12 protein-coding genes are annotated in these 16,575 nt (G+C 36.7%); 6 read left to right on the forward strand and 6 right to left on the reverse strand.

Going from position 1 to position 16,575, the window contains the following annotated elements:
- Positions 1-3: 3 nt before the first annotated feature.
- Positions 4-957, reverse strand: coding sequence for an LLM class oxidoreductase (locus HMPREF2603_RS12545; RefSeq protein ID WP_060803780.1), 954 nt, complete (start codon positions 955-957; stop codon positions 4-6).
- Between the two features lie 344 nt (positions 958-1,301).
- Here HMPREF2603_RS12545 and HMPREF2603_RS12550 point away from each other — a divergent pair, with 344 nt between their 5' ends.
- Positions 1,302-1,982 carry a type 1 glutamine amidotransferase domain-containing protein gene (locus HMPREF2603_RS12550; protein WP_060803781.1) on the forward strand — a complete coding sequence of 227 codons (681 nt, stop codon included), beginning with the start codon at positions 1,302-1,304 and terminating at the stop codon, positions 1,980-1,982.
- A gap of 115 nt (positions 1,983-2,097) precedes the next feature.
- Here the strand turns inward: HMPREF2603_RS12550 and HMPREF2603_RS12555 are convergent, their stop codons facing one another.
- The gene (locus HMPREF2603_RS12555) at positions 2,098-2,835 is read right to left on the reverse strand and encodes an NAD-dependent protein deacylase (protein WP_180363549.1); all 738 of its coding nucleotides are present in this window, start codon (positions 2,833-2,835) and stop codon (positions 2,098-2,100) included.
- A gap of 223 nt (positions 2,836-3,058) precedes the next feature.
- On the opposite strand from HMPREF2603_RS12555, the gene HMPREF2603_RS12560 reads away from it, so the two are divergent.
- Positions 3,059-5,014 (forward strand): LPXTG cell wall anchor domain-containing protein, encoded by a 1,956-nt coding sequence (locus HMPREF2603_RS12560; RefSeq protein WP_060803783.1) that lies wholly within the window; start codon positions 3,059-3,061, stop codon positions 5,012-5,014.
- An 80-nt stretch (positions 5,015-5,094) separates the two neighbouring features.
- On the opposite strand, the gene HMPREF2603_RS12565 is transcribed toward HMPREF2603_RS12560, so the two are convergent.
- The gene (locus tag HMPREF2603_RS12565) at positions 5,095-7,218 is read right to left on the reverse strand and encodes an amidase domain-containing protein (RefSeq protein WP_070468843.1); all 2,124 of its coding nucleotides are present in this window, start codon (positions 7,216-7,218) and stop codon (positions 5,095-5,097) included.
- Between the two features lie 218 nt (positions 7,219-7,436).
- Here HMPREF2603_RS12565 and HMPREF2603_RS12570 point away from each other — a divergent pair, with 218 nt between their 5' ends.
- Both HMPREF2603_RS12570 and HMPREF2603_RS12575 read left to right on the forward strand, forming a co-directional pair.
- Entirely contained in the window at positions 7,437-10,274 is a 2,838-nt protein-coding gene (locus HMPREF2603_RS12570) for a YhgE/Pip domain-containing protein (protein WP_060803785.1), read from the forward strand.
- 192 nt (positions 10,275-10,466) lie between these two features.
- Positions 10,467-10,988, forward strand: coding sequence for a DUF805 domain-containing protein (locus HMPREF2603_RS12575; protein WP_060803786.1), 522 nt, complete (start codon positions 10,467-10,469; stop codon positions 10,986-10,988).
- Positions 10,989-11,124: 136 nt separating this feature from the next.
- Here the strand turns inward: HMPREF2603_RS12575 and adhP are convergent, their stop codons facing one another.
- Together adhP and HMPREF2603_RS12585 are read right to left on the reverse strand one after the other, a co-directional pair.
- Positions 11,125-12,135: an alcohol dehydrogenase AdhP gene (gene adhP / locus HMPREF2603_RS12580; RefSeq protein ID WP_060803787.1), complete on the reverse strand. Its 1,011-nt coding sequence runs from the start codon at positions 12,133-12,135 to the stop codon at positions 11,125-11,127.
- A 105-nt stretch (positions 12,136-12,240) separates the two neighbouring features.
- Positions 12,241-13,035, reverse strand: coding sequence for a D-alanyl-D-alanine carboxypeptidase family protein (locus HMPREF2603_RS12585; RefSeq protein WP_060803788.1), 795 nt, complete (start codon positions 13,033-13,035; stop codon positions 12,241-12,243).
- A gap of 419 nt (positions 13,036-13,454) precedes the next feature.
- On the opposite strand from HMPREF2603_RS12585, the gene HMPREF2603_RS13755 reads away from it, so the two are divergent.
- On the forward strand, positions 13,455-13,583 hold the full coding sequence (locus HMPREF2603_RS13755) for a hypothetical protein (protein WP_023014843.1): 129 nt from the start codon (positions 13,455-13,457) through the stop codon (positions 13,581-13,583).
- Between the two features lie 335 nt (positions 13,584-13,918).
- Positions 13,919-15,190, forward strand: coding sequence for an amidohydrolase family protein (locus tag HMPREF2603_RS12590; protein ID WP_023014842.1), 1,272 nt, complete (start codon positions 13,919-13,921; stop codon positions 15,188-15,190).
- Positions 15,191-15,246: 56 nt separating this feature from the next.
- On the opposite strand, the gene pbp4 is transcribed toward HMPREF2603_RS12590, so the two are convergent.
- Entirely contained in the window at positions 15,247-16,485 is a 1,239-nt protein-coding gene (gene pbp4, locus HMPREF2603_RS12595; RefSeq protein ID WP_060803789.1) for a penicillin-binding protein PBP4, read from the reverse strand.
- Between the last annotated feature and the right edge of the window lie 90 nt (positions 16,486-16,575).

A 16,575-nucleotide genomic window follows, 5' to 3' on the forward strand; every position in this document is an offset into this window, starting at 1 on the left:
TTATTATTGTTCCTCCTTGATTACGTTTGGTGGGAAATGTGGAATCACATAATCGCCCAATTCTTTCATAATATCTTGGTACGTTCTTTCATGTGTGACTAATTTCAACATGATATGGTTTGTACCGATACGTTCATATGCTTTTAATACATTGATTAAAGTATTTCTGCCTAATCTATAGCCACCCTTAATGGGTTTGATTTTTTCATTCGGATCTTTTGATAAATCTAATGCGAGTGGATGCATGAATGGTTTGAATACATCATTATCATGCCAAGCTTGTAGTAAAGCTTTCTGCATTTGGAATTCTTGGGGATAAAACATCCAACCATCCATATTTTCTTTAATCCAGTCTAAATCTTGTTTCGCATTTCCCGTCGCAAAAATCGGGATATGGTGATGTTTTGGTAAAACTTGCAGACCAGAATCCTCATATAGCTCAAAGATTGAGTTTGAAATGTTTGGAGAATGGTCTTGCCACAGTGCATTCAAAGAAGAAACAGCATCTCTGAAATGATTATGCAAATTCTTCTCCTCGACTTTGAAAGCTGGAAACTCGAAAGAACGGTCTCCAGTTGCCAGTCCCATTAAAAATCTCTCGTTTGACACCAAGTCAAGAGTAGCGGCTGCTTTAGCAACGTGAATTGGATGACGTAATGTCGCAACAATACTAGCTGTTCCGAGAGCAATTTTATTCGTTTTAGCACTGAGGTAAGTTAAAAATACAAACGGATCGTAGTTTGTCGTTACTGGACCTAAGTGTGGACTATATAATGGGTTATCTCGCACAAATAGGCTTGTAAATCCAAGTTCTTCAGCATACTGCGCTAATTCTGCTTGTTGATCAAACGACAATGCGATTTTTTCAGAGTTATCAAAAGGAATGCTTAAACCTAAGGTTAAATGACCCTTTTGAAACGTCCGCTTGAAACCATTGTGTTGTTCGATTGTTGTCACGTCTATCCCTCCTAACTTGATTAATCTGACAAACTTTAGTTCTTCTAACCAAGTTGTCTACAATTATTCTACAACGTATACACAACTAACACAAACCTTATGCTCACGCGGTTTATTGATTTAGTCAAAAAAGGTCAAAAACGTTGATTTGACGCGGTTTTAAAATAAAAAACAAAAATAAAGCGTACAACTTTTAAGGGGTTTTTTAACAATTATGACGGTGTGAACGAAATTAAATTTCTGAATATCATCATTGTTAAAACTGATCAGCAGTGAACATTTTAATTGTGAGCTATGATTAATCAATTCCAAATCAGTGAATAAATAGAGAGAGGTGAAGCGTAATGAAAAAAATTCTAATAGCAGTCACAAACACATCAAAATATCCAGATTTACCACGTCCAACAGGTGCTTGGCTTGGAGAAGTTGTACACTTTGCGGACGAGTTCTATAAAGCAGGTTATGAAATTGATTATGTAAGTCCTAAAGGTGGCTTTGTGCCCATTGATCCCGCAAGTTTACAAGAAGACTTTATGTCTGATGTAGATTGGAAGTATTATACAGATCATCAATTCATGACACAGTTAAATGAATCATTGAAACTAGAAGAAGTAAATCCAGATGATTATGAAGTGATTTATTACGCAGGTGGCCATGGTGTTGTATGGGACTTTGAAAAAGATAAAGGTCTCATTGAATTAGCTGAGAAAATCTATTCTAACGATGGCTATGTTACAGCTGTATGTCATGGTCCAGCAGGTTTATTAAATATTAAAGATAATGGCCAAAACTTAATTAAAGGTAAGAAAGTCGCAGGCTTCTCTAACAGTGAAGAATCACAAATGGGTGTTACAGATAACTTACCTTATTTATTAGAAGATGCCTTAATTGATAAAGGCGCAAGCTATGAGAAAGGTGACGACTGGTCAAACTTTGTAGTCTCAGACGGTCGATTAATCACAGGTCAAAACCCTCAATCAGCCCAACAAGTTGCGTTAGATACGCTGAAAGCTTTAGGAAAATAAAAATGAATGAAGACTGTCCGTTATTAAGGACGTCTAAATTAAGATAAACAAAACCCTCTGAGTATGAAGTTTATGCTCAGAGGGTTGCTTAATATTATGAGATTAACCACTTGGATTAATCTATTTTATTGAGTTCGTTGATGACATGTTTCATATCATCATGAATGACTAAATCTGCGTCACTGTCATAAGGTGTCACATCTTTATTAATGATGACAAGATTTTCACCTTCAAAATTTGAGATTAAACCAGAGGCAGGTTGTACAACGAGTGATGAACCTAAGACAACGAGTGTATCGGCTTGTTTGATTTTGCTGATGGCGCTCATAATTGTCATTTGGTCTAACATTTCGCCGTATAAGACGATATCTGGTCTGATTGGACTGCCGTCTTGTTCACTGTTACGTAAATGATGGTTGATGACGTAAGGTTTTGAATACTCATCATTAGGATTGTTGATGCTGTAGAAGCGGTTTAAAGTACCGTGTAGCTCATCTACATTTTCACTGCCTGCATCTGAATGCAAACCATCAATATTTTGTGTGATAACACCGAGTGAACGATTTTCTTTTTCTAACTGTGCAATCCATTCATGCACATTATTCGGTTTTTTATCCGCAAATAATAAATACTCATGACAGAAGTCCATAAAGCCTACAGGATTATCTTGTAAGTAGTCATGGCTTAATAAATATTCCGGAGATAAACCTTTTTCTGCGACAGCTTCATATAAACCGCCGACAGAACGGAAATCTGGAATACCACTCGCAACAGAAATACCTGCACCTGTGAAAAAGACGATTTTATTCGAACTGTCAATAATCTCTTTTAATTGCTCAATTTTAGCATTCACACTGATCACTCCATTAATTATTCAATACATCTCGTGTATTGATCTACTCATATTAATTCTAAGATTAAGGGGATGTTTAAGCAAGTTTCCATAGTGTGAAAACATAAGCAACTATTAATGTAGTATATATTAAGAAATCGTATAAAAAGTGAGTTTCCTCTTTGAATGATAGGTGTAAACTAATATAATGATAACTGTATAGTGATGAGGAAAGGTGAAGTGAATGAAAAAAGAGAGATACCCTGATTTAAATCATAAAAATAAATTAAGCCATTCATTTAAGTTTTCAAGTGCTGTTGTATTGTTAAGTACGACATTATTAAGTTATAACTTAACGTCTGCACCTACTGTGGTTGCGGAAGATCAGACAGATGTCAAAGCTACACAAAATTCTAATACTACAACACTCAAGTCGCGTATAGAAGCAGCAAAAAAAGAAATCGATCGTATTAAAACAATGAATGACAGTGACAAAACTAAATTCAAAACAGATATCAATAAGGCTGAGCGTGTATCACAAATAGACGCAATCTTAAAAGATGTGAAAGAGAAAGAAGCGCAACTTAAAGAAGAGAAAGCAACTTCTGATTTAGAGAAATATAATAAAACACAATCCAATACATCTACTCAAAATGATGAACAATCAGCTTCACTATTAAAAGAAGACGCAAATCGTTCTGAGACACAACCTGAACCTAATACTACTCAAGGTACTGAAGAGACTGCTGTGTCAGATCGATTAGAAAAAGTGCGTGAAGATTTAAACCAAGCTTCACAACAAGCACAATCAAGTGATTCAAACCCTTCATCACAAGTGGCAGATGCGCAATTAAATCAGGAAAAAGCCAATCAAAGTATTGATGCATTTATCTCAGATTTAGAAGCACTTTCTCATAAAGTTGATAATGGGAAACTAAATGATGGTGAAGCGAACCACTCTGACAATGAGGAAACTAAAGCGAACGAAGAGAATACACAAGCTTCACAAGCATTGAGTACGCTTAGACATGATATTGACCGTGTGACGACTGCACGAGAAACAACGAAACAAGATTTAGATCAATATGTCCAAAATAAAGAAGCGAATCTGCAAACGTTAGAAAATAGATTAGCTGAACGCAGCGAAATTTCACAAGATAAAGCACAGCAGTTAAAAAATGAAATTGAGAAAACAAAAAGCAGTCTGAAACAACAAGATGCGATTATCTCAGATCATTTAAAATCAGCGTCTGACAAAAAACAAGCTGTTAAAGATATTATCGGCAGCACTGTAGATGAACAACGTGCACAACAACTTATTGACCGCATTGATACAAAAGGTAAAACAGATGCGCAAATTGCGAGCCAAGTGTTGAGTCAATTAGACGGACTTGGTTCATTCACAAGTGACAGCTTGCTTCAATCTATGTTTGATAAAGCGGATGATAAAGAAGCATTAATTCAAACACTGTTATCGACGAAATTTGATAAGAACGAAGCGGCAGATATGGCACGTCAAATTATGGCGAAACGTCCAGATAGTGCTGAACTCGTTCAACTATTAAAACAACGCTACGGTTCAGATGTTTCAGCGGATGAGATTATCGGCAACGTGATTGACCAAGCACATAATAAACGCCAAGCGATTGAAACGATTTTAGCCACAAAATTCAATGATGCGAAAGCACGTGCATTGGCGAATGTGATTGCGAAAAAAGACGATGCGAAAGCTGAATTGTTAAGTGTCCTCAAATCAGGACTTGATCAGCCGTTAAATGATTTACTTCAAGCGGACCGTGATATCACGCGATTAAAATCAGATATCCGTCATATCTTTGACCCGTTAAAAGACACACCAAGCTTGCTAGGTCAGTCTAACGGTAGTCTACTAGATAAAGGCTTACTAGGTGGTAAATCTGGTTTATTCGGTGGACCAAGTTTATTAGACAAGTTAGCGAATGGTGGCAGCGTATTAGATGGTATCCCTGATATTCCGAACCCATCACAAGGTCGCGCATTATCATTAGGCAGTTCATCTGATGATTTCTTAAGTGGGCTATTTGATGACGAAGGTAACTTTGATTTACCAGCTACAGGTGAAATAGCGAAAAAATCTGCTTTACCATTAGGTGTTGCGTTAATTATCATCGGTGGTGGCCTTACATGGTTTGTGAAACGTCGTAAAGCGAAACAATCTTAATCAATCATAATCGAGTTAAAACAAATACGCTCCATTCAAAACCAATTTCTTGGTCCTTTGAATGGAGCGTTACTTTTGTATTATTTATCTTGTCCTTCAATATAACTTAATTCTGAAGCATCCTCTGCGTCGATTGTTCTATACGAAATCACACCTAAACCTTGAACGTTAGATTCAGAAATCACAATCGAACCATCACCGTTTACTTTTTCTACGAAAGCAACATGACCATAGATACTGTCTGCACCTTGTTGGCCAGCCTCAAAGACTACTGCAGTATGTGCTTTAGGTGTAGAAGAGACGTGGTAACCTTTACGTTCTGCACGGTTATTCCAATTACGTGCGTCACCTAAATCACCGCTGATTGTTTTGTTGAATTGCGGCATACGATTATAGACATACCATGTACATTGACCGTGTGGATAAGGCATATTGTCTGTAGTTTCCGCAAACGGTTTGAAGTCGCCTTCATGATCTTCATCGCTTGGTTGATAGTCTGCAAGGTCTGGCATTGTTTTCTTATCAAAGCGCGTTAAATCATAATGCTTAATCAAACTATTTAATTTATCTGCGTAGCGTGTATCTGTCGCATACGTACGTGATAAATGTCTTGTCGCATCACGATACGTGGCTGCTTCACTTTTCCAAGTCGGTTGATAAATTGTGGGATTGCCGTCGATGCCGTTTTTGATTAAGTCTGCATAATCTTCAAGCGATTCTTTTTCACTTGGGTAACTGCGGAAGGCGGCTGAAATTTGATACATACTGCTTCCACTGTCTTCTAATGTATTGAAGTTTGCGGAATGCCCTTTATAAGACCCTTTAATTCCGAACAAGTTATAATGCGGTGCACGCGCTAATGTACTGTTGCCTGAATCAGATTCTAAAATTGCTTGCGCAATCATTACAGAGGCATAGATATCTTCATCTTGGCCGACGTCATGGGCATCTTTCGCAATCGTTTTAATAAAGTCTCGTGTGTCTTTATTTTCAGCTACTGCGATGTCACCAGATTCACTGTTATCGCTTGAGAGATTTGGTAATAATTCAAATGTCGCAGTTGTTCTGATATCTGAACGGTTTAGACCATCTTCAAAAGATTGTGCTGGTTTTTTCTTATTTTCCAATTGTGCTTTTGAAGGTAATTGTGGGTTAGAAGCATTGCTTGTGTCGTTCTGATTCGATTCTTGTTTGGATGTATCTTCAGATGATTGATTAGATTTGTTGTCATTTTGTTTTTGTGCGTCATAATCTGCTTTATTTTGTTTCGCGTCTTCACTGTATTGATCCAAAATAGATTCTAAGACACGGTCATCTGCTTTAGAAGATGTGTCATCTGTATCCTCTTTAGATTCTGTTTGTGTTGAATCAGCTGTGTTTTGATTATCAGCTGTATCTTCATTGTTTGAATTTGTTTCTGTTTCTTTAGGTTGTGTCGTTTGATTAGCGTCATCAGTTTGTTTTGGGTGTGCCGAGTCTTTGTTTTCTGTTGGTTGTTCAGTATCTGCTTGATTATTGTTTGTGACATTGTTGCTGGCTTCATCTAGTTTATTAAAGATATCTTGGTCATCTTGAGAAGCTTCAGGTGTTGTATTTGAAGATGTGTCAGATGACTGTTCTTGGTTAGAAGGTGTATCTTCTTTAGGTGTTGTTTCGTTTGATGTAGTTGTACTGTCTTCTGATTGTTTGTCTGTTTCAATTGGTGTTTCTTCAGACGGTGTTTTTGTTTGTGGCTGACCTTGATAATAGGTTTCATTTTTATTGTCTAAAGCTTGTTCATTGCTAGCGTTAGAGTCGCTTGTCTCTTGATTGGTATCCGTAGTTTCAGAACGGTTTGAATAACTTGGGAAGAGACGGTTGAATAGGCTTTCGAAGCGGCTAGATGAATCTCGCTTCGGTGTAGATTTGAAGAAGTCTAATGTATGTGCGTCATAATCTGATTCAACCTCATCTTTCTCATCTGATTTTAGAGATGTGTCTGAATCAGATGATTGCGTTTTGGATGCTTTATGTGGTTTAGATGTTTCTTTTTGATTTTCTTGTGTGTCCTGTTTAGTGTTTGAGGCACGGTCTGAAGATGATGCATCAGACTGTGAAGGTGCCGTGACTTTATCTGTTGTTTCTGCTTGTACATCACTTAAAGGGAAGGATGGAACTAACAATGAAGTAGAAAGCATACAGACCAATAGTTTTTGTTTCTTCATGGAAATACCTCTCTTAAAATATATTAGTTTACTGTGTACAAACGGATGTTTGACTTGGTACACTAAAAGCAGTATTATGACTAGTTGTTGATAGTTGTTAACTTTTAAAGAGTGACCCTACTAATGAGGCCATTATATCAATTTATTCAAGAGAAACAAACAGTAATTTGAAATTAATGTGAAACCAAAATAGATATAAAAATTTTAGAGGTGTACAAATGAAGAACGCGATACAGCTGTTCCTGATGGATTTAAAGAAAATTATCAAGCACCCGTCCGTTTTAGTGATTTTAGGCGGAATAGCGATATTGCCGTCCTTTTACGCATGGTTCAACTTAGATGCGACTTGGGATCCTTACGGTAATACCAAAAATATTAAAATCGCAGTTGTCAATGAAGATAATGGCGATAAAGTCCGAGGCAAACAAATCAATGTCGGGGACACTATTGTCGATAACTTGAAAAAAGATGACCACTTTGACTGGGAGTTTGTCAGTCGGAAAAAAGCAGACCATGATTTGAAAATGGGTAAATATTACGCCGCAATGTACATACCAGACAAGTTTACACATGAAATTACTGGCACACTGAGAAAAGACCCGCAACAAGCGAACGTTGAATACAAAGTGAACCAGAAATTAAACGCGATTGCGCCGAAAATGACAGATGCCGGAACGAGTGCAATTGTTCAAAAAGCGAATGAACAGTTTAATGAAACAGTGACAAAAGCATTGTTAGATGAAGCCAATCGTTTAGGTGTAAAACTTGAGGAAGAAATACCAACGATTAATAAAATTCAAAAAGCAGTGAAGACTGCGAATGATTCAGTACCGAAAATTAATGAGTTTGCGAAAAAGATTCTGTATCTTGATCAAAACCAAGATCAATTAGATGAATACGCAAATAAATTCCGAGGTTTAAATCAATATAAAGGAGATATCTTAGACGCGCAGGATAAATTAAACGCAGTGAATTCAGCCATTCCAGCATTGAATGAACGTGCGAAGTTAATCTTAGCGTTAAATGAATATTTACCGAATATAGAGCGTGCCTTAGATGTCGCTTCAAATGATGTACCGCAAGCTTTCCCACGTATTAATCGTGGTGTAGACATCGCAAGTAATGGTGTCACAGCTGGCAAACAAGGTTTAAATGAAGCACAAGGTTACTTATCAGCGGTAAAACAACGTGTAGGCAGTTACCAACAAGTGATTGATAACGCACAAGAAGTCGATCAAAATGTGCAAAATGAATTAAACGAAAGAGCACAAACTGCACCGCAAAGTACGACAAACAATGGACGTTTCTCTGGCATACGTACTTCACAAATGAGTACTAATGGTGAGAATTCAAATAACACGGATACAATTAATCCAAACGATGCGAATGCGATGGAGTCTTCATTATCAAAAGCACTCTTATCACTTTCTCAACAAACAGAACAACAATCAGAAGCGAGCCAACAAGATTTAGCAGCGTTAGAAGAAGTAACTTATGGTATTTTAGCGTCTGACAAACCTCAAGAATTTGAAAGTACGTTAGATAACTTGATTGAACGTCTGCAAGTGACAAGCAAGACTAACCAACAACTGATTGATATCTTGTCTGAACTAGAAAATCGTGAACATGTTGACTTATCTAAAGAAATTCAAACACTAGAAGCAGCAAATAACAGAGTCAATCATGTGATTAAGCTCCAAAATCAATTGAGAGATGCCTTGAAACAAGGTAGTTCTGGTAAAGCTGAAGCAGTAAAATTATTAAAAGAAATTCCGAATGTTAATGATGCATTAAGTGATTTAAGAAACTATATTAAATCAGACTTGAATCAACGCTTAATCAATGTGTCACAAGACATTATGGCTGTCTTGAATACAGGAGAGGCAAAACTTTCTACCGTTCAATCTAAGCTGAATACGATTCAACAAGTGATTGATGAAGGCCAATCTATTTTAGATGTCGCAGGTGATCGTATTGAGACAATCCAAAGTGTCTTACCGCAATTAGAACAACGTTACTTAAATGCGGTAGCGACTGCACAACGTTATTATCCGCAGTTTAAGCAAGGTGTGGAACGTGCTGCATCATTCGTGAGAAATGACTTGCCTGGTCTAGAACAACAACTTGCGGACACTACCGCAACTGTTAATGCGAATCTGCCGACACTGTTTGATCGTTATGACCGTATTGTGCAATTGTTAGATGAAAATCAACCACAAGCGAAAGAAGATCTGCATAAGTTAGCTGAATTTATCAGAAACGACTTGCCAGATCTTGAGAAAGATTTAGCGAAAGCCAATAAGCTCTTTGATGAAGTAGAAGATGATGACGCAGTAGATAAGTTAGTCGATTTACTGAAAAATGACTTGAAGAAACAAGCAGATGTCATTGCGAATCCGATTAAGATTCATGAAAAAGATATCTTCCCAGTCAAAGACTACGGTTCAGCAAGTACACCATTCTACACAGCATTGTCTATTTGGGTTGGTGCGTTATTGATGGTGAGCTTATTGACGACAGATAATAAGCATGTTGCGGACTTGCCGGGTATTACTACTAGAGAAACTTACTTAGGAAAACTTGGTCTGTTTTATATTATCGGTATTCTTCAATCGTTAATTGTCTCTATTGGAGATATTGTAATTTTGAAAGCTCAAGTTGAACATGTCGCATGGTTTATCGGGTTATCTGTAATTATCTCACTCGTCTTTGTGACGATAGTTTATACACTGGTATCATTACTTGGAAACCCTGGTAAAGCCTTAGCGATTATCTTGTTAGTCCTACAAATCGCAGGTGGGGGCGGTACGTTCCCAATTGAGGTCACACCGCATTTCTTCCAAGCGATTCATCCATACTTGCCGTTTGCGTATGCGATTGATGTGATGAGAGAAGCGGTCGGTGGCTTTGTGCCTGAAATTTTAACCAAAAAACTAGTGATTCTTCTGATCTTTGGCATCGCATTCTTTATTATCGGTATTATCTTTAAACCAATCACAGATCCGATTATGAGAAAAGTGTCAGAGAAAGCAGAAGAAAGTGATGTCTTAGAATAAGATAAAACAACATACACACAGTAAATAAAGGACCTGAAGTCAATTTTGATTTCAGGTCTCTTTTTATACTTTTGTTTATCTTAAAGAACGCAACACTTTATATGAATTAACAAATTATTTACTTAAAATTAATTTGAGATATTCAATTGGTTGTGGGTATAATGACCCTAACAAATAAAGGGGAGGCATACGATGGAGAATCAATCGAATCAAATTATTGAAAGCTATAAACAATTTTGGATTCGCTTTTTAGATGTGAATGGACGTTCAGATCGAGCGGATTATTGGCATCCATTTTGGATTAACTTTTTAATTTCAACTGTGTTAGGGGCACTTTCAGGAGGCTTATTAAGCAGTATCTTTGGCATTGCGATTATCATCCCATCTTTCACTGTGATGGTTAGACGTTTACATGATACAAACCGTACAATGTTATTTGCGATTATTTCATATATCAGCGGTTTTATCGCTTCAGTTGGAACACTTGTTTTCTTCTTTGGCGTTGTCTTGGCAGCGAATGCGAGCGAAGGTTGGGTACTAGGTGCCACAGCATTCGCAGGTGTCTTCGGTATTGTGGTTGCTGGTTTAGTTACACTTTATATCATCTACTTATTGGTACTGCCAGGGGACAAAGCACCGAATAATTACGGTGATGGCGGAAGTAGTAAAGTTGTTTCAAATAATCCATTAGCACAAGATGCAGAAGTTGAATAACAAACGATTAATTTGAATATATTTATTGAACAAAAACTAAGAAGCTCTGAAAGATATCATTCATTAGATTTCCTTCAGAGCTTCTATCTATTTTTAATCAAGTGTTATTTAAACTGGTTGTGTTTTAAGATTATGATTAATGGCGTAAATCAATAACCATACGGCCGTTGATTTTACCTTCTTCCATTTCTTTGAAGGTATCTTGAACATCTTCCATTGGACGTAATTGTGTTTTTGGTACGACTAGACCTTCAGCACCAAATTGGAAAGCTTCTTTTAAGTCTTCACGTGTACCTACTAGTGAACCTACAACACGAATACCGTCTAATACTAAACGTGGAATTGATAAGTCCATAGATTCTGTTGGTAAGCCGACTGCGACTACAGTACCGCCAGCACGTACAGATTCAACAGCTGCGTTGAAGGCTTGTTTAGCAACTGCTGTAACAACTGCCGCATGTGCACCGCCTACATGTTCTTGAATGTATTTTGCGACATCCACTTCTTTAGGGTTTAAAGTGACATCTGCATCGTATTGTTTCGCAAATTCAAGTTGACTGTCATTGATGTCTACTGCGATAACTTTAGCGTTAAATACTTTTTTCGCATATTGTAAAGCTAGGTTTCCAAGTCCACCTAAACCGAATAAGACAAGCCATTCACCAGCGCGTACGCCTGATTCTTTAATTGCTTTGTATGTTGTGACACCTGCACATGTGATACTGCTGGCAGCTTCTGATGATAAACCATCTGGAACTTTAACAGAATAGTCTGCAGTAACGATACATTCTTGTGCCATACCGCCATCTACAGAATAACCAGCGTTTTTAACTTCACGACATAGTGTTTCACGACCTGTAGTACAATATTCACAGTGGCCGCATCCTTCAAAGAACCATGCCACACTTGCACGATCTCCTACTTTTAAGCTTGTAACACCTTCAGCGACTTCTTTTACAATACCGATACCTTCATGACCTAAAATAGTGCCAGTTACATCGCCAAAATCAGCATGGGCAACATGTAAGTCTGTATGACACACACCACAACATTCCATGTCTAATAATGCTTCACCGTATTTCAAAGGGCGTAATGTTCTCTCAGTAACTTGGGGTTGATGATCTTTACCTACTACGATTGCTTTCATTTAGAAAACCTCCTTACTTAATCAATACTATTATATTAATATTGAGAGCAATAAGGTTATCGTAAATAAGGCTAATTTAGTAACTTTTATATAAGTATTTAAGCGTTAAAGATAGTGCTCTGAGACATATCTACTAAGCATGTTAGCCATAATATTTGAAGATCTCAGTAATATTAAATGTAAGGCATCATCTAAGCTGATAATATCTCCTTCTCTAATGTCGTTGAGGTTATCTTCAGCCATGTCTTCAGCCTTAACAGTTAAATTTTTATTTAAATCCAGTGGATAATCTAAAGCGGTCAACAACGTCAATAGCTTAGTTAGGCTTGCGGGGTTATTGCGCGCATTACCGTTTTTAGAAATAAGAATTTCTGGTTTGAAACGTGTGAATAAATAAGGATTACATGACGGGTATTTTAAAACTGTATAAGCTGTTGTATCTACACCATCTAGAGAACCTTTATTTAAAAGATAATCAATAAGTAACTTAGCTTGATGGAATCGATTACCTCTCGCTTTAAGCAAGGTTACGATATAGACAGTCTCACCATCATAGATTAAAAGACATAGGTTTTTTATAAAGCCCACAGTTCCAGTTTTGCCGCCTAAAATATCGTAATATTGATTCAGTTTTTCATTATCTACTCTTGTTGTGAGATCCATACGTCTTGCATTAGGACCCTTAACCCAGAATGAATAATGCTTCTTCTTCCAAATTCTCACAATATCCACATTCGCACTCGCATGTAGTGTTAACAATGACAGATCATAACTCGTTGATAGTTGATACTTTTCCGTTAAACCCGTAGGATTTTTAAACATAGAACGAGACATACTAATACTAGCTGCTTTTTCATTCATCTTCTCAACAAACATTTGAATTGTCTTTGGCTTTTCCACACTGATGCTCCTTTGTTGTAATTATCAATATATTACTATTGTATATCAATCAAAGGAGAATTAGTTGTGTATATAAAAGCTGTAGAAAATTTGTTACAAGTGATATTTAGTCAAAATAAGGACAGTCGTAAGTTAAATGATATTATGATTTTAAGGTCTTATTAATTGAATTGGCATCATCCATACCGCATGTCCGAATAGTTCAAGCAAATGTAAAAGAAAATGAAGAGTTGGGACAGTTTTAGCTGTTTCAGCCCTTTTTTTACTTTATGAGAAAAAATATTACATTTAAAAATTATAAAAGTAATTTATAGATAAATATGGCATGATATCCTAGGGTAAAGAACCTAGCATGAAATAGATAGAAGCATGTGAAGCCGCCTCGAGCCTTAAATGGAGTTATCGGGGGAGGTGATAGTATGGATATTACACCAATAGAAATTCATTTGAATTTTGAAAATGTATGTTCCGTTGTTTTAGTGACTTTTTTACTAAAAGGAGCTATCAATAAGATGGAAAAAATAACTTCTGTACTAACGGACAATTAAGTCAGAAGTTAACTAACCATTTAGGTTCGTTAGAGTTTCACAAGATCCATTGTGAGCCTTTATTAAAGGCTAAGTAAGTTCCAGCTTGTTTAGTTCTTTATATTGTATTTATATAATGTAAAAATTATAAAATAAAAGTAAATAAAATATAAAATAATTTTTACATATTGATATGAGCGTCGGCTTGAACATATGGTTAAAATAGCTTCGAAGTGGTAAAACTCAATGCGTTAAGTTTCTTTATTGAATCTTAAGTTGATAAAATTGAGACGTAACATTTTTGGAATACTGAATAATTTTTTGTTTGTGAAGGTAAGAGAGATGGAGGAATGGAAATGAGCAAAAAATTTATTAACGCATCGATTTATAAACATGATGATGCATCTGAAATCTTAGTAGAGAACGGCAAGTTTGTGGCGTTCGGTAATGATTTAGGTGACGCTGATGAAGTCATCGATTTACAAGGGCGTTTAGTTCTACCACCTTATGTAGATTCACACTTGCATTTAGATTACTACTTTACAGGACAAGATCCTAAAATCAAAAATGAATCAGGTACGCTATTTGAAGCGATTGATTTATGGAATGATTATAAAAAAGGTACGACAAAAGAAGAAATGAAAGAACGTATGCGTAAAGCAGTCAATGATGTCGCAAGTTACGGAACACAATATATCCGTGCACAAACAGACTGTACAGACCCTAACTTAACAGGGATTAAAGCGGCAATTGAAGTCAGAGACGAATTGAAAGACAATATCACAATTCAAGTAGTCGCATTCCCACAAAACGGTATGTATTCATTCGAAGAAGACGGTAAAACAGGCCGCGACTTAGTAGAAGAAGCATTGAAACTAGGTGCTGACTGTGTCGGAGGTATTCCACATAACGAATGGAGTCCTGAAGACGGTGCAGAATCAGTGAAAGAAATCGTACGTCTTGCGATTAAATATGACAAATTGATTGATGTACACTGTGATGAAACAGATGATGCAGAAGCACGTTATCTTGAACAATTGAACGCAGAAGCAATGAAACAAGGCTATGGCCCTTATACGACAGCTTCTCACACTTGTTCATTCGGTTCAGCAGATGATGCGTATGCATTCCGTATGATGGGCTTATTCCGTCAATCTGGCTTGAACTTTGTTTCATGCCCAACAGAGAACTTATTCTTACAAGGACGTCAAGATACGTATCCTAAGCGACGTGGTTTAACACGCGTAAAAGAATTTGTAGATAACGATATCAATGTCGCATTTGGTCAAGACTCTATCGTAGACCTATGGTATCCAGCAGGTTCAGGTAACTTGATGAATATCTTAGATAATGGTCTGCATGCGACACAATTAATGCGTGAACAAGACTTCCCACGCAACTTTGATTTAATCACTTACAACGGTGCACAATTAATGCGCATTGAAGATGAATACGGTTTAGATGAAGGCAAACCTGCTAACTTTATCGTAGTAGATGCGCCAACAGTATTTGAAGCACAAAGACGTCGCTCAGACTGCCTGGCGTCTGTACGTCATGGTGAATACTTGTTCAAGAAAGCATTACCTAAATATGAAACAGAACTAGATGTTACACGTAAAACAAAATAGATTCGAAAAAATGAGCGGAACCTGTGAGATTCCGCTCATTTTTATATATAGAATGATTATCTACGTCGTTTCACAATAATATAGATGATTGCAGTCAGTAATATGACACCGCCAATCATGACAAGCGCACCTAAAATCAAAGTACCCCAGTGCGTTACTGGCTCAACTTCAACAGAAGGTGCATGATAACCTTTAAGGAATTTTCTAGGATAGTCTACTTTTAATTGTTCATCTTCAATAATTTTCAAGTCATATTTAGCCTTATCTTTAGGCACCAGATCATATAAATCTTTTTTTACTTCATACGTCTTACCATCAATTTCATGTTCACCTTTAGAGATAACTTTACGGTATTCATAGTTTTTGAAAGCTTCTTCCGTTAAAGCATTCGCAAGCTTTTGGCGTGCATGTTTCGCAGCTTCATTAGGATAAGGTTGTACATTCATAACAACTGTGTTGATACGTAGTTCTTTTTGTTTGGCTGTTAATACTAAATTGTAGCCATTTTCACTCGTACCTGTTTTTAGACCGTCAGCATTTACAATTTTTAATGCATCTGGACCATGCGGTAACGATAAGTTTGTATTTTTTAGTGTTTTACCATACTGTTTGTCGGTTTCTAACTTTGAGTAATTGAGTACCTCAGGATACTGTTTCAAGATTGCTTGAGAAAGTATTGCCATGTCTTGTGCTGTACTTTGAGAAGTTGTTTCACTTTTATAAGCCTTTGGGATAAATTGATGAATCAATTGGTTATTCGCACCACTTGGATTAGTAAAATGTGTATGATGCATCCCTAATTGTTTCGCTTTGTGGTTCATGCGGTCTGTGAATTTAGAAATATCACCATCCACATGGTGTGCAAGTACTAATGTCGCAGCGTTACTAGACTCTAACATGGCTTGTTTCAACAATTGGTCTACAGTATAGGTTTGTTTATTTTTTAAAGGAAATGTCGTCAAATTCGGGAGTTGAGACATTTGTTCATAAGTTGGTGTGATTTTAACTTTATCTGACAGGTGAGCGTCACCTTGTTTGATGTCTTCTAATATTAAGTATATGGTCATCAACTTTGCGGTAGAAGCAGGGTCGATGTTACGTGTGCCGTGATAATCATACAAAATTTGTCCCTGTTCGGTAGTCACATAGGCACTTTTAGGATCAAACTGTTTTTGAATCGTTTGATGGTTTTCTTTCGCAACGTCTATTGGCGTCCGTTCAGCGTGAGCGGTAGGTGCAATCAGTATATTCATTAAGAACATAACTGACACAATGATGCTTATAACTCTTTTCACAATGTATGGCCATCCTTTTATAAGATAATATACTCTTACGTTACTATAAGAGAATACTGTATTCAACAAGATTTAAATAAGATTTATTAA

The organism is Staphylococcus sp. HMSC055C03 (assembly GCF_001809385.1).
Classification (GTDB): domain Bacteria; phylum Bacillota; class Bacilli; order Staphylococcales; family Staphylococcaceae; genus Staphylococcus; species Staphylococcus simulans.

Coding starts and splice junctions, on each gene's coding strand:
- HMPREF2603_RS12550 (WP_060803781.1), top strand. CDS start 1,302: ATGAAAAAAATTCTAATAGCAGTCACAAACACATCAAAATATCCAGAT.
- HMPREF2603_RS12560 (WP_060803783.1), top strand. CDS start 3,059: ATGAAAAAAGAGAGATACCCTGATTTAAATCATAAAAATAAATTAAGC.
- HMPREF2603_RS12565 (WP_070468843.1), bottom strand. CDS start 7,218: ATGAAGAAACAAAAACTATTGGTCTGTATGCTTTCTACTTCATTGTTA.
- HMPREF2603_RS12570 (WP_060803785.1), top strand. CDS start 7,437: ATGAAGAACGCGATACAGCTGTTCCTGATGGATTTAAAGAAAATTATC.
- HMPREF2603_RS12575 (WP_060803786.1), top strand. CDS start 10,467: ATGGAGAATCAATCGAATCAAATTATTGAAAGCTATAAACAATTTTGG.
- adhP (WP_060803787.1), bottom strand. CDS start 12,135: ATGAAAGCAATCGTAGTAGGTAAAGATCATCAACCCCAAGTTACTGAG.
- HMPREF2603_RS13755 (WP_023014843.1), top strand. CDS start 13,455: ATGGATATTACACCAATAGAAATTCATTTGAATTTTGAAAATGTATGT.
- HMPREF2603_RS12590 (WP_023014842.1), top strand. CDS start 13,919: ATGAGCAAAAAATTTATTAACGCATCGATTTATAAACATGATGATGCA.